This window comes from Pseudomonas sp. PB101 (assembly GCF_009764265.1).
Taxonomy (GTDB): Bacteria; Pseudomonadota; Gammaproteobacteria; order Pseudomonadales; family Pseudomonadaceae; genus Aquipseudomonas.
This window is the reverse complement of the sequence record NZ_RWIR01000092.1, coordinates 453,858-476,908: the sequence shown is the minus strand read 5'-3', so window position 1 is coordinate 476,908 and position 23,051 is coordinate 453,858. Positions and strand designations below refer to the sequence as shown.

21 protein-coding genes and 1 tRNA gene are annotated in these 23,051 nt (G+C 60.1%); 18 read left to right on the top strand and 4 right to left on the bottom strand.

What is annotated here, in order from left to right:
• The first annotated feature begins 44 nt into the window (after positions 1 to 44).
• From EI969_RS29630 to EI969_RS29595, 8 genes are all read left to right on the top strand, one after another.
• Complete coding sequence (locus EI969_RS29630) at positions 45 to 680, top strand: NADH:ubiquinone oxidoreductase subunit N (protein ID WP_160390810.1); 636 nt, start codon at positions 45 to 47, stop codon at positions 678 to 680.
• Positions 681 to 964: 284 nt separating this feature from the next.
• Positions 965 to 2,470, top strand: coding sequence for a YdgA family protein (locus EI969_RS29625; RefSeq protein WP_160390809.1), 1,506 nt, complete (start codon positions 965 to 967; stop codon positions 2,468 to 2,470).
• Between the two features lie 171 nt (positions 2,471 to 2,641).
• On the top strand, positions 2,642 to 3,202 hold the full coding sequence (locus EI969_RS29620; protein WP_160390808.1) for a YbhB/YbcL family Raf kinase inhibitor-like protein: 561 nt from the start codon (positions 2,642 to 2,644) through the stop codon (positions 3,200 to 3,202).
• An 88-nt stretch (positions 3,203 to 3,290) separates the two neighbouring features.
• The gene (locus EI969_RS29615; protein ID WP_160390807.1) at positions 3,291 to 3,497 is read left to right on the top strand and encodes a hypothetical protein; all 207 of its coding nucleotides are present in this window, start codon (positions 3,291 to 3,293) and stop codon (positions 3,495 to 3,497) included.
• Between the two features lie 297 nt (positions 3,498 to 3,794).
• Positions 3,795 to 4,853: a Gfo/Idh/MocA family protein gene (locus EI969_RS31150; protein ID WP_160390806.1), complete on the top strand. Its 1,059-nt coding sequence runs from the start codon at positions 3,795 to 3,797 to the stop codon at positions 4,851 to 4,853.
• Positions 4,841 to 5,698 carry a sugar phosphate isomerase/epimerase gene (locus tag EI969_RS29605; RefSeq protein WP_160390805.1) on the top strand — a complete coding sequence of 286 codons (858 nt, stop codon included), beginning with the start codon at positions 4,841 to 4,843 and terminating at the stop codon, positions 5,696 to 5,698. The genes EI969_RS31150 and EI969_RS29605 overlap by 13 nt, the downstream gene beginning before the upstream one ends.
• 183 nt (positions 5,699 to 5,881) lie before the next feature.
• Positions 5,882 to 7,240 (top strand): MFS transporter, encoded by a 1,359-nt coding sequence (locus EI969_RS29600; protein ID WP_160390804.1) that lies wholly within the window; start codon positions 5,882 to 5,884, stop codon positions 7,238 to 7,240.
• A 100-nt stretch (positions 7,241 to 7,340) separates the two neighbouring features.
• Entirely contained in the window at positions 7,341 to 7,991 is a 651-nt protein-coding gene (locus EI969_RS29595; RefSeq protein WP_160390803.1) for a TetR/AcrR family transcriptional regulator, read from the top strand.
• Positions 7,992 to 8,062: 71 nt separating this feature from the next.
• On the opposite strand, the gene EI969_RS29590 is transcribed toward EI969_RS29595, so the two are convergent.
• Positions 8,063 to 8,139: transfer RNA gene (locus EI969_RS29590), tRNA-Arg, on the bottom strand.
• Between the two features lie 350 nt (positions 8,140 to 8,489).
• Here EI969_RS29590 and gabD point away from each other — a divergent pair.
• From gabD to EI969_RS29575, 3 genes are all read left to right on the top strand, one after another.
• Positions 8,490 to 9,932: an NADP-dependent succinate-semialdehyde dehydrogenase gene (gabD, locus tag EI969_RS29585; protein WP_110660876.1), complete on the top strand. Its 1,443-nt coding sequence runs from the start codon at positions 8,490 to 8,492 to the stop codon at positions 9,930 to 9,932.
• A 185-nt stretch (positions 9,933 to 10,117) separates the two neighbouring features.
• Positions 10,118 to 11,395 carry a 4-aminobutyrate--2-oxoglutarate transaminase gene (gene gabT, locus EI969_RS29580; RefSeq protein WP_150716098.1) on the top strand — a complete coding sequence of 426 codons (1,278 nt, stop codon included), beginning with the start codon at positions 10,118 to 10,120 and terminating at the stop codon, positions 11,393 to 11,395.
• 135 nt (positions 11,396 to 11,530) lie between these two features.
• Positions 11,531 to 12,745 carry a response regulator gene (locus EI969_RS29575; protein ID WP_160390802.1) on the top strand — a complete coding sequence of 405 codons (1,215 nt, stop codon included), beginning with the start codon at positions 11,531 to 11,533 and terminating at the stop codon, positions 12,743 to 12,745.
• A 118-nt stretch (positions 12,746 to 12,863) separates the two neighbouring features.
• Here the strand turns inward: EI969_RS29575 and EI969_RS29570 are convergent, their stop codons facing one another.
• Together EI969_RS29570 and desA are read right to left on the bottom strand one after the other, a co-directional pair.
• Entirely contained in the window at positions 12,864 to 13,853 is a 990-nt protein-coding gene (locus tag EI969_RS29570; protein ID WP_160390801.1) for a sensor domain-containing diguanylate cyclase, read from the bottom strand.
• Between the two features lie 238 nt (positions 13,854 to 14,091).
• The gene (desA, locus tag EI969_RS29565; RefSeq protein WP_160390800.1) at positions 14,092 to 15,276 is read right to left on the bottom strand and encodes a delta-9 fatty acid desaturase DesA; all 1,185 of its coding nucleotides are present in this window, start codon (positions 15,274 to 15,276) and stop codon (positions 14,092 to 14,094) included.
• A 147-nt stretch (positions 15,277 to 15,423) separates the two neighbouring features.
• Between desA and dibA the strand changes: the two genes are divergently transcribed.
• From dibA to EI969_RS29535, 6 genes are all read left to right on the top strand, one after another.
• Positions 15,424 to 17,340, top strand: a complete 1,917-nt coding sequence (gene dibA / locus EI969_RS29560; RefSeq protein ID WP_160390799.1) for a phosphodiesterase DibA — start codon at positions 15,424 to 15,426, stop codon at positions 17,338 to 17,340.
• 265 nt (positions 17,341 to 17,605) lie between these two features.
• Positions 17,606 to 17,788: a sulfur starvation response protein OscA gene (gene oscA / locus EI969_RS29555; protein ID WP_007975618.1), complete on the top strand. Its 183-nt coding sequence runs from the start codon at positions 17,606 to 17,608 to the stop codon at positions 17,786 to 17,788.
• A gap of 74 nt (positions 17,789 to 17,862) precedes the next feature.
• Positions 17,863 to 18,876 carry a sulfate ABC transporter substrate-binding protein gene (locus EI969_RS29550; protein ID WP_103396806.1) on the top strand — a complete coding sequence of 338 codons (1,014 nt, stop codon included), beginning with the start codon at positions 17,863 to 17,865 and terminating at the stop codon, positions 18,874 to 18,876.
• Between the two features lie 69 nt (positions 18,877 to 18,945).
• Positions 18,946 to 19,764 (top strand): sulfate ABC transporter permease subunit CysT, encoded by an 819-nt coding sequence (gene cysT / locus EI969_RS29545; RefSeq protein ID WP_007972956.1) that lies wholly within the window; start codon positions 18,946 to 18,948, stop codon positions 19,762 to 19,764.
• A 12-nt stretch (positions 19,765 to 19,776) separates the two neighbouring features.
• Positions 19,777 to 20,646 carry a sulfate ABC transporter permease subunit CysW gene (gene cysW, locus EI969_RS29540; protein WP_008068643.1) on the top strand — a complete coding sequence of 290 codons (870 nt, stop codon included), beginning with the start codon at positions 19,777 to 19,779 and terminating at the stop codon, positions 20,644 to 20,646.
• Between the two features lie 3 nt (positions 20,647 to 20,649).
• Positions 20,650 to 21,639 (top strand): sulfate/molybdate ABC transporter ATP-binding protein, encoded by a 990-nt coding sequence (locus tag EI969_RS29535; protein ID WP_160390798.1) that lies wholly within the window; start codon positions 20,650 to 20,652, stop codon positions 21,637 to 21,639.
• Between the two features lie 89 nt (positions 21,640 to 21,728).
• Here the strand turns inward: EI969_RS29535 and EI969_RS29530 are convergent, their stop codons facing one another.
• Entirely contained in the window at positions 21,729 to 22,253 is a 525-nt protein-coding gene (locus EI969_RS29530; RefSeq protein ID WP_160390797.1) for a DUF962 domain-containing protein, read from the bottom strand.
• Between the two features lie 83 nt (positions 22,254 to 22,336).
• On the opposite strand from EI969_RS29530, the gene EI969_RS29525 reads away from it, so the two are divergent.
• Positions 22,337 to 23,023: a Crp/Fnr family transcriptional regulator gene (locus EI969_RS29525; protein ID WP_160390796.1), complete on the top strand. Its 687-nt coding sequence runs from the start codon at positions 22,337 to 22,339 to the stop codon at positions 23,021 to 23,023.
• Positions 23,024 to 23,051: the final 28 nt, after the last annotated feature.

Sequence of the window (23,051 nt, the reverse complement as noted above, 5' to 3'; positions counted from 1 at the left end):
CCTTTCTTCGCACAAGGCTCGCGCAGGTCAGGGGGAAACCAATAATGAAAAACCCTTATGCTCTCGGCTTCTGGTGCGCCATCGCGGCATTGGTGCTGCTATCGGCCACCTATTTCTACGGCATCATGCTGGCCCACCAGATCGACAAGGCTCTGGTGTTCCTCGACAGTGCCGTCGCGCTGATTGCGGTGATGTCCGTTGCGGTGGTGGCCTGGGCCTCGGTCCAGAATCAACGCATCAAGAAACGACAACTCGAACAAGGCAAGACCCTGGTCCTGATCTGGGACACCAAGGTGGCGCTGCGTCGTGTCGAAACGGTGTTCGACCGTTATTTCTGGGGCAGTTACTGGCAACCGGGGCGCACGTTTCAGGAAGTCATGGGCGAATTGACCGGCACGCCGCTGGAAAAAAGCCTCGAAAACCTGAAAAAACAGTGCCTGGCGCTGGACCGGCAGGTGGCGGACGACGGTCGACACTGGCTCAGCAATGCCCGGGAACTGGCCGATGTCGCCACGGCCATGGCCCGTGAACGTTATCAACTGGACGTCTGCGACCCGCGCGCGGAGGTGACGGGCGGGGCGGTGATCAACCGCGACTTCGAAGTGCTGGTTTACACCTGGACTGCGCGGCTCAAAAGCTTTGACCATCAACTGGATGAGATCGAAGTCCAGTATTCCTGATTTTGTGGTGGCTGTTCTGCCGCCATCGCTGGCAAGCCAGCTCCCACAGGTATGGCGTGATCCCTGTGGGAGCGGGCTTGGTCCGGGCGGCGTTCCGACGATGGCGGTCTAATGTGCACCAATTTTATAACCTGCCCATGACACTCTTTCACCTTTAAACATTGGGCCGTTCGTCGCGCCCGGTGCTAATCTGCATACCAATTTCAGCGCAGTCGAGCTGCAACCCGCCATGGGTTCAGGGAAGACGACCTCACTTTCAACAACGGACATTGAACGGGTCATACATGAATAAATCAGCAGGCGTGCTACTGGGAATTGTTGTCGCAATCGGTGCCATCAGCGCAGGCGGAGCCTGGTTCACCGGCACCAAAATCGAAGGTGTGCTCAACACCTCGATTGCCGATGGCAACAAGGAATTGCAGGCGGCCATGGTCGGTTCCAACGGCACCGCGTCGCTGGAGTTGGTGTCGCTGGAGCGTCATATATTCAGCAGCACCGCGCACTACCGCCTCAAGGGCGAAGGTGAAATGTTCGGCGAAACGCCGGTCGAGCTACTGTTTGTCGATCACATCGAACACGGCCCGTTGCCGTTCTCGCGGTTGATGTCGCTGAAGTTGCTGCCGGTCATGGCGACCAGTCACTACGAACTGGAAAAGACCCCGCTGACCGAGAAGTGGTTTGCCGCCGCGAAGGACAAATCCCCGCTGACCGGCGTGGTCAATATCGGCTACGACAACGCCACCAATGGCACCCTCGAACTGCAGCCGCTGGAAATGGCGCTGGATGACAAGTCGAGCCTGAAATTCTCCGGCCTGAGCATGGACGTCGACGCCAGCGCCAAGGCGCAGAAGGTCAAGGCCAACGGCTACATGGACAGCCTGAAAGTGACCACCGTGTCCGAAGACCAGGCGCCGGTGCAGGTTGAGTTGAACGGCCTGACCCTGGCCAGCAACCTGACCAAAAGCACCTACGGTTTCTACACCGGCGAGAACGTCCTTGAGTTGGCCAGCGGAAAATCGACCTTTGGTATCAAGCAGTCGGTGCTGGACTTCAAGAAATTCGAGATGAAAAACCTGACCGAAGAAAAGGGCAGCAACGCCTCCGGGCGTGCCGATTACAAGGTCGGTGAAGTGTCCCTGAACGGCAAGACCATCGGCTCCGGTGCGCTGGCCCTGAGCCTGAAGAACCTCGACATTCCGGCCACCCTGTCGTTGATGCAGGTTTACCAGAGCAAACTGCAGCCGTATGAGCGTGCAGCGGCCGAAGCCACCGCGGCTGGCCTGCCTGCGCCGGAGCTGAAACTGACCGAAGCCGAAGAGGCTCTGCTCAAGTCCAGCCTGGAAAAACTGCTGGCGGCCGGTCCGCAGGTGGCCCTGGAAAACCTGTCGTTCAACACAGCCAATGGTGAGAGCCGCGCCAACATGGTGCTCGACCTGACCAAGCCACAGGCCATCGACCTACCGACCGAGCAGTTGGTCAGACAGTTGATCGCGTTGCTGGACTTCAAGCTGCAAGTGTCCAAGCCCATGCTGGTCGATGTGCTGACCGTGCAATCGCAAATCGACGGTCAGACCGACGCCAAGCTGATTGCCGACCAGGCCACCGCCACCGCAGACATGTTCAGCAGCATGGCGGTCGGCAGCCAACTGGCAAAACTGGACGGCAACAACATCGTCACCAACTTGCATTACGCCAACAACCAGGTGGACTTCAACGGCCAGAAAATGACCGTCGAAGAGTTTGCCGGTTTCGTGATGAGCAAGTTCTCGGGTGCTGAAGCCACCGAATAACGGCGGCCCTTTAACCGATAACGCCCGGCCTCTGCATCGCGCAGGCGCCGGGCGTTTTGCTGTCCGGAATTCTTTATCGCGAGGTTCAGCCAATTCCCCCTGCCAAGGCGTGAACGCTCCGGCTATAGTTTGCACGCCGACGACGGCCCAACACGCACAAGGTGCTCCGGTATGCCCCGATTGACCTCAATGAACCCTTGGCTCGCGGCCCTGGCAGTCGCCCTTTGCGTGCAATTCCCGGCGCAGGCCCAGGAGCGCTTCACCCTGAACATTCCCGGAGTCTCCGATGACCGACTGTTCACGTCGGCCGCCGCCAGCGATGCCGCCGGCTGCGGCGGACACAACATTTCCCCGGCGTTGAACTGGAACACCGGGCCGGCAGCCACCCAAAGCTACGCCATCGTCATGCACGACCCGGACGGCCAGAAAGGCCAGGGCCTCGATCAGTGGGTGCATTACGGCATCAAGGCCGCCACCCACCAGATCCCCGCCGGCGCCGGGAGCAAACCCGGCCTTGAGGGCGTCGGCGGAACCAACAGCAAAAACACCACCGGCTACATCGGCCCTTGCCCACCCGTTGGCGACAGCGCGCACCATTACATCATCCAGATCTACGCCCTGGACCTGGCCCCTGACGCCTTGCCCGCCGGCCTGACCCGTGCGCAGTTGCTGGAAAAAATCAAAGGTCATGTGCTGAAAAACAGCAGCGTGGTACGGCGCTATCACCGCTGAAGAATTTTTCATCAGTTAACGCAGCCATTTGTCATCCCGGCCCGAAAGCGCGCAATATCGGGACATAGCCGATGCGTTGGAGGATGCCGTGGCAAAAAAAATCGACCGCATCGCCCAAATGCTCAACTGCCCGCAAAAGGGCGAGGAACTGCGGCGAGCGATTACCGAGAGTCGCAAGGATTTTCTGCTGAACCAGCCGGAAGAGGCGACTGTTGAAGACGACGACCTTGAAGAGGAGTTTTTCGAGGACGACGAGGATGATGAATACGACGAGTTCGACTGGACGACAGAATGAAAAAACCGCTTCGGCGGTTTTTTTGTGCGTGGATCCCTTTAATTCCCGCTATGGTGAATACAATTATACTAATTTATTCTTAATGGTTGATTATAATTGTTATTTTGGAATAAAAAATGAATAAATTCCTGAAATATAAAGATTTTATGTAGTTTGAGCGGAAAATATAACGAGTTGAAATTCCTTTTTTGGGGAAATAATCTATACCCAGTGGCATTTATTGTGCTGTGTTTACGGCTTTATTCAGTACATGGTGAATAAAGTCTCGATGATTAATTCCCCGAAGTAGGAAATAACGTGAAAAAAATCCCTATCGGCGTCATTGGTGCAGGCCTCATCGGCAAGACACACATCGAACGCGCCATGGCGGCGGATAACGTGGAACTGGTGGGCATTGCCGATCCTTCGCCGGCGGCGCAGGCGTTGGCGGCTTCGTTGGGGGTGCCATGGTTCGAGCACTACAGCGCGATGTTGCAGGTGGCCAAGCCGCGCGGTGTCGTGGTGGCGACACCCAACGTGACCCACGCCGATGTTGCCGTCGACTGCCTCACGCAAAAAGTCGCGGTGCTGGTGGAAAAACCGATCGCCGATACCCTGGAAAACGCTCGGCGAATCTGTGCTGCCGCTGCTGCCAATGGCGTACCGGCGCTAGTCGGTCACCAGCGGCGCTATAACCCGATCATGCGCCAGGCCAAGTCCATCGTTGATGCCGGCCTGCTGGGTCGGCCGGTCAGCGTGACTGCGCTCTGTACCTGGCTCAAGCCTGAGGAGTATTTCGAAACCTCCTGGCGGCGGCAGGTTGGTGGCGGGCCGGTGCTTATCAACCTGATCCACGATATCGACCTGTTGCGCTTTCTCTTCGGTGAGATCGAGAGTCTGCAAGCGATCACCTCCAACCGTATTCGTCACTTTGAAGTGGAAGACACTGCGGCGGTGATGCTGCGATTTCGCAACGGCGCGCTGGGCACCGTGTCGGTCTCGGATACCACGGCGGCACCCTGGAACTGGGACTTGTCGGCCGGTGAGGCAGAGCGCTTTGCGCGTCAGGACGACGTCAACTCGCATTTCTTTTCCGGCACGGAGGGCTCGCTTACGCTGCCGCGCCTGGAGCTCTGGCGCTATCGCGACAATCCCGGTTGGCAAGACGCAATCACGGTTGAGCGCTCGGTGCCGCATATCGGCTGCCCCTACGCCGAGCAGATGCGCCACTTCTGTGCGGTGATCGAAGGGCTTGAGCAGCCTGTGTGCTCTGCCGAAGACGGCCTGCGCACACTCGAAGCAACGCTGGCGGTCCATGCGGCATCTCGCTCCGGCGGCTCGGTGCAACTGGGGGGTGACTCGTCATGGGCCGCCTGATCGGCCTGGCGCCGCTCTCGCACCTGGAGCTGTCGCCCGTGGCAATGATTGAGTGCGCGGCGTTGACCGGTTTCGACTGCGTCGGTTTACGGCTGATTCCAGCGACTCCCGACGAGCCGCGCCACGACAGCGTCGGCAATACGCCGCTGATTCGCGAGGTTGCCCGGCGTCTGCGTGATACCGGGGTGAAAGTGTCGGACATCGAGCTGTTTCGGTTGCAGTCGACCACGCAGCTCGATGGTTTTCGCGCTGCGCTGGAGACCGGCGCTCTGCTGGGCGCGCGCAATGCCGTGGTGTCGGGCCAGGTGGAAGACTTCTCACAGATGACGGATTTGTTCGCCGGTTTTTGCGAGCTGGCGGGTGAGTTCGACATCAGTGCCAATCTGGAGCCGACACCTTGGGTGGCGATCGACAACCTCGGCGCGGCGGTGCGGCTGATCGAAGCGGCGGGCTGTGCGAATGCCGGCATTCTGGTCGACCCGATCCACTTCGACCGTGCGGGCGATCGCGTCGACGCATTGGCCGGACTCCCTGCGCAGTACTTCCGATTGATGCAGCTTTGCGATGCTCCGGCGGAACGCCCCGACAAGCTCGACACTTTGCTATATCAGGCCCGCAACGAACGCCTGATGCCGGGTGACGGCGGCCTGGATCTGTGTGGTTTGTTGAGGGCGATGCCCTCCCATATCCCGCTTAGCCTGGAAGTGCCGATGCGTCGCCTTGCAAGTGAATTGCCGGCGGTGGAGCGGGCGCGACGCATGCTGGAGAAAACCCGGGTGCTGCTTGCCAGCCTGGAGACTGACGCCTTCGCCGAGCTCGCCGAAACGTCGACCTTCTATCACTGAGCCGAAGGAGAAGTCAGGCGCGGGATCATTATTGAGGAGGTTTTCATCGACTGACCTGACGATCGACACAGTCGTTTGCCGGATCCCGGCTGGCTGGACTCAACAACAAAAACAATAAGGCATCCAGGGTACGGGCAATCCCCGTATCCCCATGGGCGGCCGTAAAGCGGTATTGGAGGTAGCATGAACACCCAGGCAACAGAGCATAAAAAAACGCCGGGCAAAGCTGCAATTGCGGGCTGGATCGGTAGTGCAATGGAGTATTACGACTTTTTCATCTACGGCACGGCGGCGGCGCTGGTCTTCGGCAAGGTTTTCTTTCCTGCTTCCGCACCGGCCACCGGCATATTGCTGGCGTTGGCCACCTTTGGCGTCGGTTACATTGCGCGGCCTGTCGGTGCGTTGTTTCTCGGGCACCTTGGCGACAAGTTCGGACGCAAGCGGGTGCTGGTATTGACCCTGCTGCTGATGGGCGTTTCGACATTTCTGGTTGGCTGTCTGCCGAGCTACGACAGTATCGGCATTGCCGCGCCGATCATGCTGGTGATACTGCGCTTGTGTCAGGGGTTTTCCGCTTCCGGCGAGCAGGCTGGCGCGAACTCGATGACGCTTGAGCATGCGCCTTCGAAGCAGCGCGCCTTCTTCTCCAGCTTCACCTTGAGCGGTACCCAGGCGGGGCTGATTCTGGCGACGCTGGTATTTCTGCCGATCTCCAGCCTGCCCGAGGAGCAACTGTTGTCGTGGGGCTGGCGCATTCCGTTCTGGCTGAGTGTGGTGGTGTTGATTGTCGGTTACCTGATTCGACGCAATATCGAAGAGACACCGGTGTTCCAGGAAGAGCGTGAGCGCAATCAGACCGCACGGATGCCGCTGGCGACGCTGTTTGCCGACTACAAGAGCGATGTCGTGCGTGTCGCATTGGCGGCGATGGTGTCCACGGTCAGTACGGTGTTCGGCATTTTCTCGCTGTCGTATGCGGTGAACATCGTCGGTGTCGAGCGCAGCACCATGCTCTGGCTGACCATCACGACCAACGTCGTGGCACTGTTCGCCATTCCGCTGTGGGCGAAGCTGTCCGATCGCATTGGACGCCGACCGGTGTATCTGTTCGGTGTGCTGGCCAGCGGCGCAATGATGTTTCCGTACCTGTGGTCGCTCGAGCAGCACAACCTGCCGCTTGCCTTTGTGCTGGGGATATTGATGTCGGGCATCTTTTTCAGTGCGGCAAACGGCATCTGGCCGGCGTTCTTTGGCGAAATGTTCAGCACCCGGGTGCGCTTGTCGGGCATGGCCATCGGCACCCAGGTTGGCTTTGCGCTGTCGGGGTTCGCGCCGATCATCGCTGCCGCTTTCATGACCAATAGCACCCGGCCCTGGCTGCCTGCGGCCTGTCTGACTCTGCTGGCCTGCGCCATTGCGGCGTATGCGACCTGGACGGCGCGGGAAACCTACAACGTCGAAATGGAGGATCTGGGCAGGGATGTCCCCACTGAAACGCCCCAGGCACAGCCTGGCGGCGTGTATCGGGCGAGCGCTGACTGAGTAATGTGGTGGAGGTTGGGGAACTGGCCTCCACCGCAGTCGCTGACTTCGGGTATTCTGCGAAACCTCAGTCATCAGGATCCCGGCCACTTTCCAGCTCATGACCGACTCAATCAACGAAGCAACCCAAGGCAAGCGCACGCGCAACGCCAAGCGTACGCAGCAAACGATCCTTGTGGCCGCCCGTTCGGTGTTCGCCGAGCAAGGGCTCGAAGGTGCCCGCCTCGAAGACATCGCCGAGCGTGCCGGTGTCGACAAGCGTCTCATCTATTACTACTACGCCAGCAAGGAAGAGCTTTTTCTTTGCGTGCTGGAAGAGGGCTACCTGGAGCTTCGTCAGGCCGAGCGCGAGCTGGATCTTGAAGGCCAGCAGCCGATGGATGCCATTCGCCGGATCATCGAGTTCTCGTGGCGCTTCTACAACGAACACCCCGATTTCATGGCGCTGGTGAATAACGAAAACCTGCACCGTGCCCGCTACCTGGCGACGTCTGCCCGTTTGCCGGAGTTTCGCTCATCGCTGGTGGATAGCCTGGGTCGGATTCTGGAGCAGGGCCGAGTCGACGGCGTGTTTCGTGGTGGGGTCGATCCGGTACAGCTGTATTTCACCCTGGTGGGCCTGACCTACTTTTACCTGGCAAACCAGCACACCTTGTCGACCATTCATGGTCGTGACCTGGTGACGCCCAAGGCGCTCAATGAGCGACTGTCCCATGTGACGGAGGTGATTTTGGGGTATCTGGTGCGGTGAGATGCATCGGTTTCACAGCCAACAAAAAAGCCCCGGGCCTGCAAGGCCTGGGGCTTTCTTGTTTCTGCGTATGGTGCACCAGGCGGGATTCGAACCCACGACCCCTGCCTTCGGAGGGCAGTACTCTATCCAGCTGAGCTACTGGTGCAGCGGGCGCCATGATACGCATATGCATTGCGGGCGTCCATGCTGCTGAATCGCCTGCGTTTTTTTAAAGCTGTAATGCTCGTTCGCTACGTTGATCAGAAAAAATAGGCAAAAGCGTCGTTTTCGTTCTTTTTTTCGAACAGGCTATTGTCCTTTACCCCCTTTGATCCTAGGATTCGTTTGAGATTTCAAACGCTCTTGTCTGGGTGCTGAGCCGCACGATTTGAATCAGTGCGCTTTTTATGTGCTTCAGCCCGGTGAATGATTTCCCTGACGGCAGCCTATCGAGGCGCCTTTCTACAATCATAATTCGCTCCGCATCTTTATGCGGTGCTGTTAAGGAAAGCCGACATGCAGCTTAAAGACACCCAGTTGTTCCGCCAGCAAGCCTTCATCGATGGCGCGTGGGTTGATGCGGACAATGGTCAGACGATCAAGGTCAACAACCCGGCAACGGGCGAAATTCTGGGCACCGTGCCGAAAATGGGCGCTGCCGAAACCCGCCGTGCAATCGAAGCCGCTGACAAAGCGCTGCCGGCCTGGCGTGCACTGACCGCCAAAGAGCGTGCGAACAAGCTGCGTCGCTGGTACGAGCTGATCATCGAGAACCAGGACGACCTGGCTCGCCTGATGACCCTGGAACAAGGCAAGCCATTGGCCGAAGCCAAGGGCGAAATCGTTTACGCCGCTTCCTTCATCGAATGGTTCGCCGAAGAAGCCAAGCGCATCTACGGTGACGTGATTCCGGGCCACCAGCCAGACAAGCGCCTGATCGTGATCAAGCAGCCGATCGGCGTGACCGCTGCAATCACCCCGTGGAACTTCCCGGCTGCCATGATCACCCGTAAAGCCGGCCCGGCCCTGGCCGCCGGTTGCACCATGGTGCTCAAGCCTGCTTCGCAAACTCCGTTTTCCGCCTTCGCCCTGGCTGAACTGGCCCAGCGTGCCGGCATCCCGGCTGGCGTGTTCAGCGTGGTTTCCGGCAGCGCCGGCGACATCGGCAGCGAGCTGACCAGCAACCCGATCGTGCGCAAGCTGTCCTTCACCGGTTCGACCGAAATCGGTCGTCAACTGATGTCGGAATGCGCCAAGGACATCAAGAAAGTGTCCCTGGAACTGGGCGGCAACGCGCCGTTCATCGTGTTTGACGACGCCGACCTGGATAAGGCCGTCGAAGGCGCGATCATTTCCAAATACCGCAACAACGGCCAGACCTGCGTCTGCGCCAACCGCCTGTACATTCAGGATTCGGTCTACGACGCGTTCGCCGAGAAGCTGAAAGTGGCTGTGGCCAAGCTCAAGATCGGCAACGGTCTGGAAGACGGCACCACCACTGGCCCGCTGATCGACGAAAAAGCCGTGGCCAAGGTTCAGGAGCACATCGCTGACGCCATTTCCAAAGGCGCCACCGTGTTGTCCGGCGGCAAGCCGATGGAAGGCAACTTCTTCGAGCCGACCATCCTGACCAATGTGCCGAACAACGCTGCCGTGGCCAAGGAAGAAACCTTCGGCCCACTGGCTCCACTGTTCCGCTTCAAAGACGAAGCCGACGTGATCGCGATGTCCAACGACACCGAGTTCGGTCTGGCCTCGTACTTCTATGCCCGCGACCTGGGTCGTGTGTTCCGTGTGGCTGAAGCTCTGGAATACGGCATGGTCGGCGTCAACACCGGGTTGATCTCCAACGAAGTCGCGCCGTTCGGTGGCATCAAGGCCTCGGGCCTGGGCCGTGAAGGCTCCAAGTACGGCATCGAAGATTACCTGGAAATCAAATACCTCTGCCTGGGCATCTAAGCCCGGCACGGCATTGCTTCAAGCGCAAAGGGCACGAGAGCGCTGTCCCTTTGCGCCGCTTCAAACCGGAATATTCTCGGTGACCGGGAACGCTGTGGCAGTCGATCATCGCATGCTGCCGCCGTTGATCCCCGTCGCTTTATCCTTGAACCACGCCGACCGATGAGCGGCGAATGAGGAATGTAATGAGCAAGACTAACGCTGATTTGATGGCCCGCCGTACCAACGCAGTTCCACGTGGTGTTGGCCAGATTCACCCGATCTTCGCCGAGTCCGCGAAGAACGCTACCGTGACCGACGTTGAAGGTCGCGAGTTCATCGACTTCGCCGGCGGTATTGCCGTGCTGAACACCGGCCACGTGCACCCGAAAATCATCGCCGCCGTGACCGAGCAGCTGAACAAGCTGACCCACACTTGCTTCCAGGTTCTGGCCTACGAACCGTACGTAGAAGTGTGCGAAAAAATCAACGCCAAGGTGCCAGGTGATTTCGCCAAGAAAACCCTGCTGGTCACCACCGGTTCCGAAGCCGTGGAAAACGCCGTGAAAATCGCCCGTGCCGCCACTGGCCGTGCCGGTGTAATCGCGTTCACCGGCGCTTACCACGGTCGCACCATGATGACCCTGGGCCTGACCGGTAAAGTCGTGCCTTACTCGGCCGGCATGGGCCTGATGCCAGGCGGCGTGTTCCGCGCGCTGTACCCGAACGAGCTGCACGGTGTGAGCATCGACGATTCGATCGCCTCCATCGAACGCATCTTCAAGAACGATGCCGAGCCGCGTGACATCGCTGCAATCATCATCGAGCCGGTTCAGGGCGAAGGTGGTTTCTACGTCGCGCCTCCAGCGTTCATGAAACGTCTGCGTGCCCTGTGCGACCAGCACGGCATCCTGCTGATCGCTGACGAAGTACAGACTGGCGCTGGCCGTACCGGCACCTTCTTCGCCATGGAACAGATGGGCGTTGCTGCCGACCTGACCACCTTCGCCAAATCCATCGCTGGCGGCTTCCCGCTGGCCGGTGTGTGCGGCAAGGCCGAATACATGGACGCCATCGCTCCAGGCGGCCTGGGCGGCACCTACGCCGGTAGCCCGATCGCTTGCGCCGCGGCCCTGGCCGTGATGGAAGTGTTCGAAGAAGAGAACCTGCTGGACCGCTGCAAGGCAGTCGGCGAGCGTCTGGTAACCGGCCTGAAGGCCATCCAGGCCAAGTACCCGGTGATCGGCGAAGTCCGTGCCCTGGGCGCGATGATCGCGGTCGAGCTGTTCGAAAACGGCGACAGCCACAAGCCGAACGCTGCAGCCGTGGCATCCGTTGTCGCCAAGGCTCGCGACAAGGGCCTGATCCTGCTGTCCTGCGGCACCTACGGCAACGTTCTGCGCGTCCTGGTACCGCTGACCTCGCCGGACGAGCAACTGGACAAAGGTCTGGCGATCATCGAAGAGTGCTTCTCCGAGCTGTGATCCCCGGTGTGACCTGATCCACAAAAAACCCGCTTCGGCGGGTTTTTTCATGCCTCTTGAAACGTATCCCGCGCATTAGCGCTGTATCGAATGGCCAGCATTGGCTAAGGTTCTTGCATTGCCAGGGAGAGCTGTATGACAACCGTCATTTTACCCGCGGTTCCGAGAGTGCTGATCGCCGAGGCCGACCCCTGGTCCCGGGATCTGCTCAAGGAAGTGTTGTTGAACGTACGCTGCGATGCGCGACTGGATTTGTGCGCCGATGGTCAGCAGGCGCTGGAGCTGCTGGCTGCCAACCCCTATGACCTGGTCATCGCCGACTGGGAGTTGCCGGGCGTCGATGGCCTGAATGTGCTGCGCAGCATCCGCCAGCGCAAACGTAATCCACCCCTGCCGTTCATTCTAATGAGCAGCCGCAACGACAGTGCCAGCGTGCGCGAGGCTTTACCCCTGGCGCCGGCCGCGTATCTGACCAAGCCCCTGAACATGGAAAGCCTGACCCATCGGTTGCAGGGGTTGCTGCTGCACGCCGGCGAAGAAGTCGCGTGCGAAGTGCCGTCGCTGGCGCCGGGCATGACGTTGACGGTGTATCTGGAGCGTCGACGGGAATTGGCCGAGGGCGCGCCGCTGATGACCGACGTGCAAGTGGCGGTCAAACGCAGCCTCAACCCCAATGGCCTCGACCTGACGGTGCTGGAAGACGAAATTCGCACCGATCCGCAGGTGACGGCCGTGCTGATCGCGGCTGCCAACAGTGCGGCCCAGCACCGCGGCGTCGCTGTGCAAACCCTGTCCCAGGCGCTGCATTGCCTGGGCACCGGGCAGAGCATGAACCTGATTCTCGGGCTGGCGCTCAAGCGCAGTGCCCGGCTCAGCGATCCGCAATTGGCCGACTATGCCGAGCGCTACTGGAACCTGTCACTGCACACCGCCGAATATGCGCGAACCCTGGCGCGCTTGCTCGATCTGGATCAGGAGCGTTGTTATTGCGCTGGCATGTTGCATCGTCTTGGCGATCTGGCGTTGCTGCGCTGTTTGCAGGAATGGCAACAGGCCGGCGGCGAGCTGGACGAGTTGGAGGAAGTGGGTGAAGCGCTGGTTGAATATGGCGCCGCCTACGGTTCGGCCCTGCGCACGCGCTGGCGTCTGCCACTGGAGCTGCGGGAGCTGATTGCGGCGGCCTACCAGCTCGGTGGCGGGGTTTATTCCCGCGAAGCGCTGGTGATGAACATGGCGGCGCAGATGGCGCGCCTGACCGAGCATGAGGGCATCGAGGAGCTGGCGAAGAGCCGGACGGCGCGGTTGCTCAAGATCGGCTTGCCGGAGTTGATGCGCCTGCGCAAAAAATAGGTTTTCACGCGATTCCCTGTGGGAGCGGGCTTGCCCGCGATGGGGTCGTCCCATCCAGCATCTTAGTCGCCTGATGCTCCGCAATCGCTGGCAAGCCAGCTCCTACAGGGGGGCTTGATCAGGCAGTAACAATCCGGTTCTTGCCCTCGCGCTTGGCCTGATACATCGCGGCATCCGCCCGGGAAAACAGGTCCTCCACGTTTTTGTCTGCGGCGCTCAGGCTGGTCAGGCCCTGGCTGACGGTGATGCCGTACGTCTGGCCTTCATGATTGAAGCGCATTTGCTGGATCTGCCGTTGCAGGCGTTCAGCCACTTGCAGGGCCATCTGCGGGGTGCACCCGGGGAACACCGCAGCAAATTCCTCACCGCCAATGCGCCCGAACAGGTCGCGACGGCGCAACGCGGCGCGGCCGCTTTCGGCAATGCGTTGCAACACGTTGTCGCCTTCCTGGTGGCCGTAGGTGTCATTGATCGTTTTGAAGTCATCAATATCCAGCATCAGAAACGACAGCGGCTCGCCCTGTTGCCTGGCGTGTGCGAACGCGCGGTGAGCGCACTCGAAGAAATGATGGCGATTGCTGCTCTGGGTCAGCGCGTCGGTGGTGGCCAGGCGATGCAGTTCGGTTTCCATCTGCTTCTTGTCAGTGATGTCTTCGGCGAGGCCGACGATGATCACCGGCTGACCGGGCTCGGCCTGGCGGTTGATGAAGCATTTGTCGCTGAGCCAGCGCACCTGGCCGTCGGCGGCGATGATTCGATACTCGCGGTCTTCGACGGCGCCTTTGTCCAGCACCTCGGCCAGGCTGCGTTCGGCGTAGTCGAGGTCGTCAGGGTAAATGCTGTCGCGCCATTGATTGCAGTCGGCCAGTAGCCGATCGGCCGAGCGGCCAAAGATCCGTTCATAGGCCGGGCTGACGTAAAGCACCCGACGGGTTTCCCAATCGAATGCCCACAGCACGGCGTTAATGCTGGCCAGCAAGGTGCAGAACAGCTGTTCGCGTTCGCTCAGGCGTGCGACTTCGCCCTGGGCGTGCATCAGCGCCATCAGGGTCTGCGCGGCCTCGGGCCAATCGGACGGAGATGAGTCTTGCAGGTTTTTCTGGGCCATCGACACAAATCTCAAAGGGCATGCCGCGTGATCGATCACGGTGACACCGGGCCCGCCGGGGATGGCGAAGTGTCTTTGAGATAAGGCTTTTCAGATGAAGTTCCCGCCTTTTGTGGCGAGGGAGCTTGCTCCCGCCGGGCGGTACGGTCACTTCGGGATAACGCGGGCCGGTAGGAGTCCGGCTTGCCGGCGATGGCGTCTTTCAGGGCGCTATCGCCAGCAAGCCGGCTCCTACAGGTCAGGCGGCGGTTGGACGCAGGGAGTAGGTTTTCAACTGATCGGCGAAGTCGCGCAGGGATTGAATCCCGCTGGCTTCGGCTTCGTGTACCCAGTCCTTGATGGCCGCCAGCATGTCGTGGCCATTTGAGCTGGTCTTGACCCAGATCTGCTGCAGGGCCAGGCGTTTCTCGTAAATTACCTTCAGCGCCTGACTGTGCTCGAGCATGTTCTGGATGCGCACGTGGTGTTTGTCATCCAGCAGGCTGGTCTCCCGCGAGAGCAGGCGTTTGGCCCGGTGGAACTGGTGACGGACCGAGTGATCGACCTTTTCCAGCTCTTGCTTGACCAGCGGGCCGATCACCAGCTTGCGGTACTGGGCCATGATCTGGAAGCGGTTGTTGAGGATCGCCATGGCGGTGTCCATGTCCAGGCTGCCCTTGCCTTCGACGCGATGGGCGATGGGCGCAACCCGCTGAACCTTGGCCAGGCGCAGGAAACTGAAGACTTTAATCCATGCCCATCCCAGGTCGAATTCCCACTTCTTCACCGACAGTTTTGCCGAGTTAGGGTAGGTGTGATGGTTGTTATGCAGTTCTTCGCCGCCAATCAGGATGCCCCACGGCACCAGGTTGGTCGCCGCATCGCGGCATTCGAAGTTGCGGTAGCCGATGGCGTGGCCCAGGCCATTGACCACACCGGCGGCCCACACCGGGATCCACATCATCTGGATGGCCCAGATGGTGATGCCGATGGTCCCGAACAGCAGCACGTCGATAACGCCCATGATCGCGATGCCCAGCAGCGGGAAACGGCTATAGAGGTTGCGCTCGATCCAGTCTTCGGGGCAGTTCTTGCCGTAGATGCGCAGGGTCTCGGGGTTCTCCGCTTCGGCGCGGTACAGCTCGGCGCCTTTGCGCAGCACCGTGGACAAGCCCTTGACGACCGGGCTGTGCGGATCATCGACGGTTTCGCATTTGGCGTGATGCTTGCGGTGAATGGCGGTCCACTCGCGGGTGTTCTGCGCCGTGGTCAGCCACAGCCAGAAACGGAAGAAATGCTTGAGGCCCCCATTCAGCTCCAGGGAGCGATGGGCCGAGTAACGATGCAGATAGACCGTGACGGCGATGATCGTGACGTGGGTCATCAGCAGGGTGACTGCCACCAGTGACCAGGCGGACAAGCCAAGAAAACCTTCGTACCACATAGGCTGTAGGGCCCTCGATAAAGAAAAAAACAGCCGTTGCATTATCACTAAGCCAACACAGAAAACCAGTCACCCTTTCAGATAAGAGTGGCTGGATGTGTCTTTAAACTATAATTCCAACCTTTTTGTAAGGACATGGATCGTCGGATGTCTCCCACCTATCGCGATGCCTTGCGTGCAGCGCTGCTCTATCTGTTGCTTTCTGTGGTTTGGCTGCAGATCAGTGGCTATTTATTGAACAGCTTCTTCGATAGCTCCGTCGAGCGACTGCGATGGCAACTGATCAACGGTTATGTCTGGGTGTTGTTCAGCGCCGGGTTGATCTTCATTGCCCGCGCGCGGCTGCTGCGCTGCCTGGGGATCGGCGCCACATTGCGTGAGCGCAACATCAACCGCGAGCGTCTGCGCCAGGCAACGGCGGTGTTCGATTGCACCCGCGAAGGCGTGCTGGTCACCAATCGCGAAGGCGTGATCGTCCATGTGAACCGGGCCTTTATGGAAATCACCGGTTACGGTTCTGAGGATGTATTGGGGCAGCGGCCCAACATGTTCAAGTCGGGGCGCCATCCAGCGCAATTCTATCAAGCGATGTTCGCCGCGCTCGCAAGCGCCGGGGAATGGAGCGGGGAAATCTGGAACCGGCGCAAAAGCGGTGAAATTTACCCGCAATGGCAGACGATCCGCCTGATCCGCGATGACTACGGTCAGCCGAGCCAGTACGTGGCGGTGTTTTCCGATATCAGTGCCATCAAGAACTCCGAACACGAGTTGATGCACCTGGCGCACCACGATCCGCTGACCGACCTGCCGAACCGCCTGCTGTTCACCGACCGCGCCGAGCAGGCCCTGGCTTCGGCGCAGGTGCACAAGCGCGGCTGTGCGCTGCTGATGATCGATCTCGATCATTTCAAGATGATCAACGACAGCCTCGGGCATACCATCGGCGATCAGTTGCTCAAGGCGGTGGCCGAGCGCCTGGGCGCCATGTTCGGCCCGGGCTTCACCCTGGCGCGGTTGGGCGGGGATGAGTTCGCCGTACTCGCCGAAAGCTGTCCGCAACTGGTTCAGGCCGCGGCCTTGGCTCAGCGGATCATCGATGGCCTTAAAGAGCCGTTCCTGATTGGCGGGCACCAGCTGTTCATCAACACCAGCATCGGCATCAGCCTGTTTCCCGGTGATGCCTTGAGCGTCGAGCAATTGCTGCGCAATGCCGATTCGGCGCTGTTCAAGGCCAAGAGCACGGGGCGCAATGACTATGCCCTGTACACCGAAGAGCTGACGGCCCACGCCCAGCAACGGGTCGAGATCGCCTTTGAACTGCGCCGCGCCCTGGACCAGCTAGAGCTGCGGGTTTATTACCAGCCGGTTCACGACCTCAAGACCAGTCGCCTGATTGGCGTCGAGGCGCTGGTACGTTGGCAGCATCCGCAGCGGGGCCTGGTGTCGCCGGCGGAATTCATCCCGGTTGCCGAACGCACCGGTCTGATTGCCGAAATCGATGCCTGGGTCATGGCGCAGGCGTGCCGGCAGATGTGTCAGTGGCAGCAGGATGGCGTGGTGCTGTCGTTCGTTGCGGTCAACATCTCCTCGCGCCTGTTCGCCCGTCGTGAGCTGTACCGGCAGGTGGCGCAGGTGTTGCGTGACACCGGGTTGGAGCCGGCCTGCCTGGAGCTGGAAGTGACCGAAAGCGCGGTGATGGATGATCCAGAAGTCGCGCTGGAGCAGATGCATCGCCTGCGCGAGCTGGGCGTGCGCCTGGCCATCGACGACTTCGGCACCGGTTACTCATCGCTGCTGCGGCTCAAGCGTCTGCCGGTGCAAAAACTGAAAATCGACCAGGGCTTCGTCGCCGGATTGCCCTGGGATGAGGATGATGCGGCGATCTCGCGGGTGATCATCGCGCTGGCCCAAAGCATGGGCATGCAAGTGCATGCCGAGGGGATCGAGCAGGCCGAGCAGGCGGCATTTCTGCTCGAGCACGAATGCGACCTGGGTCAGGGCTACTGGTTCGGGCGGCCGGTGCCGGCGGAGCAGCTCGACTGGGCCCGGGCTCAATCCCTGTAGGAGCCGGCTTGCCGGCGATGGGGCCATCAAACCTTGCATCGCATTCAAGGCCGCTATCGCCGGCAAGCCGGCTCCTACGGGTTTTTGTGTGTGGTTGAAAGAGGGCGATTGAGCTCAAGCCCTTGTCCTTTCAAGTAATCTCTTCTGGTTATATAAACATTCTTAAATAGTCTTTTTAAGAATATCAACATCTCTCTAGTATTGCTCCCAAGCCGCAAGCAGTGCCGACACTGCGAGGCAACCTCTCAGTTGAAGGAGCAGCAACATGAGCGCATCCCTGCGTAGCGTCGACGGTCAAGACGAAGCCACCATCCTGCGGGAAATCCAGAGTGCCCTGCGCGACCTGCGCTTCGGTGCCGTGGAAATCACCGTGCACAACGCCCAGGTGGTGCAGATCGAACGCAAAGAAAAATTCCGTTTGCAGCAGCCGGGCAACAAGCCGGGCTGAGGCGAAACAGGCATCGCGGTTCCCGTTATCCATAAGAAAAAGCCAACACACCAAGAATTCCAGGAGCTTTCATCATGTCGTCGATTCGCCACTTCGCCTTGGCCGCCCTGGCCAGCGCCCTTTTTGCCGGTTCCGCAGTTGCCAAGGACTACGAACTGCTCAACGTGTCGTACGACCCGACCCGCGAGCTGTATCAGGACTACAACGCTGAATTCATCAAGTTCTGGCAGAAGGATCATGCCGGCGACACCGTGAAAGTCCAGCAATCCCACGGCGGCTCGGGCAAGCAAGGCCGGGCGGTGATCGATGGCCTGCGTGCCGACGTCGTGACCCTGGCCCTGGCTGGTGATATCGACGAAATCGCCAAGCTCGGCAAGACCCTGCCGGCGGACTGGCAGAAACGCCTGCCGGAAGCGAGCACTCCCTACACCTCGACCATCGTGTTCCTGGTGCGCAAGGGCAACCCTAAAGGCATCAAGGACTGGGGCGACCTGGTCAAGAATGACGTCTCGGTGATCACGCCGAACCCGAAAACCTCCGGCGGTGCCCGCTGGAACTTCCTCGCAGCCTGGGCCTATGGTCTGAAAGCCAATGGCGGTGACGAAGCCAAGGCCAAGGAATATGTGCAAACCCTGTTCAAGCACGTGCCAGTGCTGGACACCGGCGCTCGCGGCTCGACCATTACCTTCGTCAACAACGGTCAGGGCGACGTATTGCTGGCCTGGGAAAACGAAGCCTTCCTGGCGCTGAAAGAAGAAGGCGGCGCCGACAAGTTCGAGATCGTTGTGCCTTCGCTGTCGATCCTCGCCGAGCCACCGGTGGCGGTGGTCGACAAGAACGCCGAGAAAAAGGGCAACGAGCAGATCGCCGAAGCCTACCTCAAGCACCTGTACAGCCCGGCTGGCCAGGAGATCGCAGCGAAGAACTTCTATCGCCCGCGTGACAAGGACGTGGCCGCCAAGTACGCCCAGCAGTTCCCGAAACTGGAGCTGGTGAGCATCGACAAGGACTTCGGCGGCTGGAAAACCGCACAGCCGAAATTCTTCAATGATGGTGGCGTGTTCGACCAGATCTACCAGGCACAGTAATCTTAAATAGCCATCAACGAGCCCCGGGTTTACCTTCGGGGCTTTGTGCGTTCTCAACCAAGGACTTTTATGTCGCGTCGTATCTCCCCCGTCATACCCGGCTTCGGGCTGACGCTGGGCTACACCTTGGTGTACCTCAGCCTGATTGTGCTCATACCACTGGCGGCGATGTTCGTGCATGCCGCTCAACTTACCTGGGATCAGTTCTGGGCAATCATCTCGGCGCCACGGGTGCTGGCGGCGTTGAAGCTCAGCTTCGGCACCGCCCTGTGTGCCGCGATCATCAACGGCATCATCGGCACGCTGCTGGCCTGGGTATTGGTGCGCTATACCTTCCCTGGACGAAAAGTGATCGATGCAATGATCGACTTGCCGTTCGCATTGCCCACGGCGGTGGCCGGTATTGCCCTGACCGCGCTGTACACCCCTACCGGCCTGGTCGGTCAATTTGCAGCGGATCTGGGTTTCAAGATTGCCTACACCCCTCTGGGCATCACCCTTGCCCTCACTTTTGTGACACTTCCATTCGTAGTACGTACCGTACAGCCAGTATTGGCAGACATACCGCGTGAGGTCGAAGAAGCGGCCGCGTGCCTGGGTGCGAAACCCTTGCAGGTTTTCCGCCATATCCTGCTGCCCGCGCTGTTGCCGGCATGGCTGACCGGCTTTGCGCTGGCCTTTGCCCGCGGGGTCGGCGAGTACGGTTCGGTGATTTTCATCGCCGGCAACATGCCGATGAAAACCGAGATTCTGCCGCTGCTGATCATGGTCAAGCTCGACCAATACGATTACACCGGCGCCACGTCCATTGGTGTACTGATGCTGGTGGTTTCCTTCGTCCTGTTGCTGCTGATCAACTTGTTGCAGCGGCGCATCGAAACCCCATAAGGAGGCGCACCCATGTCCCAATCGTCTATTGCTGCCGCTTCCTCCAACGCTGCCCGTCGAGGCAGTGCGACGTCGCGGCGAGTCCTGATCGGCCTTGGCTGGCTGATTTTTGCCCTGTTCCTGTTGCTGCCGTTGTTCATCGTGGTGTCCCAGGGCCTGAAACTCGGTCTCGGGGCGTTTTTCACCGCGATCTTTGAGCCGGACGCGCTGTCGGCACTGAAGCTCACGGTCATCGCCGTACTGATTTCGGTGCCGCTGAACCTGGTGTTCGGCGTCAGCGCCGCCTGGTGCGTGAGCAAGTACTCGTTCCGCGGCAAGAGCATGCTGGTGACGCTGATCGACCTGCCGTTCTCGGTGTCGCCGGTGATCGCCGGTCTGGTCTATGTGCTGATGTTCGGCGCCCAGGGCCTGTTCGGGCCGTGGTTGCAGGACCACGACATCCAGATCGTCTTCGCCCTGCCGGGCATCGTGCTGGCGACGATCTTCGTCACCGTGCCGTTCGTGGCCCGTGAGCTGATCCCGCTGATGCAGGAGCAAGGCACCCAGGAAGAGGAGGCCGCGCGCCTGCTCGGGGCCAATGGCTGGCAGATGTTCTGGCACGTCACCGTCCCCAACATCAAATGGGGCCTGATCTATGGCGTGGTGTTGTGTACTGCGCGGGCCATGGGTGAATTCGGTGCGGTGTCGGTGGTTTCCGGGCACATTCGCGGGGTGACCAACACTCTGCCGCTGCACGTCGAGATCCTCTACAACGAATACAACCACGTGGCCGCGTTCGCCGTGGCGAGCCTGTTGCTGATCCTGGCGCTCTTCATCCTGCTGCTCAAGCAGTGGAGCGAAAACCGTATTAACCGCCTGCGCGCCAGCGCCGCGGAGGAATAATTCATGTCGATCGAAGTGCGTAACGTCAGCAAGAATTTCAACGCGTTCAAGGCGCTGGACAACATCAGCCTGGACATCCACAGCGGCGAACTCGTGGCACTGCTCGGCCCGTCCGGCTGCGGCAAGACCACGCTGCTGCGGATCATCGCCGGTCTGGAAACGCCCGACAAAGGCAACATCGTGTTCCACGGAGAAGACGTTTCCGGCCACGACGTACGGGACCGCAACGTCGGTTTCGTGTTCCAGCACTACGCTTTGTTCCGCCACATGACGGTGTTCGACAACGTCGCGTTCGGCCTGCGCATGAAACCGAAAAACCAGCGCCCGAGCGAAAGCCAGATCGCCACCAAAGTCCATGAACTGCTGAACATGGTGCAACTGGACTGGCTGTCGGACCGCTACCCGGAACAACTCTCCGGTGGTCAGCGTCAACGCATTGCGTTGGCCCGCGCGCTGGCGGTGGAACCGAAAGTGTTGCTGCTCGACGAACCCTTCGGCGCCCTCGACGCCAAGGTCCGTAAAGAACTGCGCCGGTGGCTGGCGCGTCTGCACGAAGACATCAACCTGACCTCGGTGTTCGTGACCCACGACCAGGAAGAAGCGATGGAAGTCGCCGACCGCATCGTGGTGATGAACAAGGGTGTGATCGAGCAGATCGGCTCACCGGGCGACGTCTACGAAAACCCGGCCAGCGATTTCGTCTATCACTTCCTCGGTGATTCGAACCGTCTGCACCTGGGCGAAGACAAGCACGTGCTGTTCCGCCCGCACGAGGTGTCGCTGTCGCGTCATGAACTGGAAGACCATCACGCGGCTGAAGTGCGCGATATTCGTCCGCTTGGCGCGACCACACGGGTGACGTTGAAGGTCGAAGGGCAGAGCGATCTGATCGAGGCTGAAGTGGTCAAGGATCACGACAGCCTGGTTGGTTTGGCGAAGGGTGAGACGCTGTTCTTCAAGCCGAAGGTCTGGCAGAAGGTTGCCAACATCTAAAGCAACAGCTTCGCGAGCAGGCTCGCTCCCACAGGGTTCCATGTACACCATAGATCCACTGTGGGAGCGAGCTTGCTCGCGATTGCTCTCTAAACAGCAGCACGTTTCGGATTGACCCGCACCCCACCCGCCCGTGCCTCAATCTGCTCTTTGAGGTCATGGCGCATCCCCAGCATGAACGCCAGCTCGGCCACCACGAACAACGGCCCGACAATCAGCCCGGTCACGTCGTCGACAAACGCCGGCTTGCGCCCTTCGTAGTGATGGCCGACAAACTGGATCGCCCAACCGATCACAAACATCGCCACGCCGCTGCTCAGCCAGACCAGCGTGCTTTGCTGCGCCAGCGCATGACCGGCCCAGACACTCAGCCCGAGCAACACGGTCATCAACACGCCCAAGCGCAACTCCAGGCGCAGGTAAAACCACGCCGATGCCAGCGAAACGAGCACCGCCGGTGACAGCCACACGCCGCCCAGCGACCATTGCGGCCGGGACAGCAACACCGCGACGGCCACCACGATCAGCGGAATGCCGATAAAGTGCGATGCGATGTTGCGCGGGTCACGGTGGTAGGCGGCGTATTGACTGAGGTGGTCGACGAGGCTTTTCATTGTTGTTCTCCTGTGGGGTAGTTGATCATGCCCCGGGGCCACTTAACGCTCTGTCAGCCAGGCGACAATCTCTAGGAGTTTTCATGGATATGCAGGTCTGGCGTCCACGCCTGATGAGCGGTCAGTGGTTCAGCCATTTGCCTGTTTCCCTACAGGATAGCCTGCTGTCGGTGGCCAGGCTGCGGCGCTTGACCCCGGGCCAGCGGCTGTTCAAACGCGGCGATCCGCCCTGTGGCCTGTACGCGGTACTGGAAGGCGCGGTGCGCGTCGGTGCCGTGAGCGAGCAGGGCAAGGAAGCGTTGCTGAGCCTGGTGGAGCCGCCGCACTGGTTCGGCGAAATCTGCCTGTTCGACGGTCAGCCGCGCACCCACGATGCCTACGGCGTGGGCCAGTGCACACTGCTGCACATTCCCCAGAACATCTTGCTGGCGCTGCTCGACGAGCATCCGCAGCACTGGCGGCAACTGGCGTTGCTGATGAGCCAGAAACTGCGCATGACCTTCATCAACCTCGAACAGTTGAGCCTGTTGCCGGCCCCGGCACGGCTGGCCCATCGCTTGTTGATGATCGCCGAAGGCTACGGCGAACTTGAAGAACCACGCCGCATCCTGCAACTGCCCCAGGAGCAGCTTGCGGCAATGCTGTCGCTGTCGCGCCAGACCACCAACCAGATCCTTAAGGATTTGCAGGGGCAGGGGATCATCGGGCTGAGTTACGGCGAAATTGAAATCCTCGATGCCGAGCGGTTGCGGGTGTTGGCCCTGGTTTGATGCTTGATAGGGGCGTCAGCAAATGAAG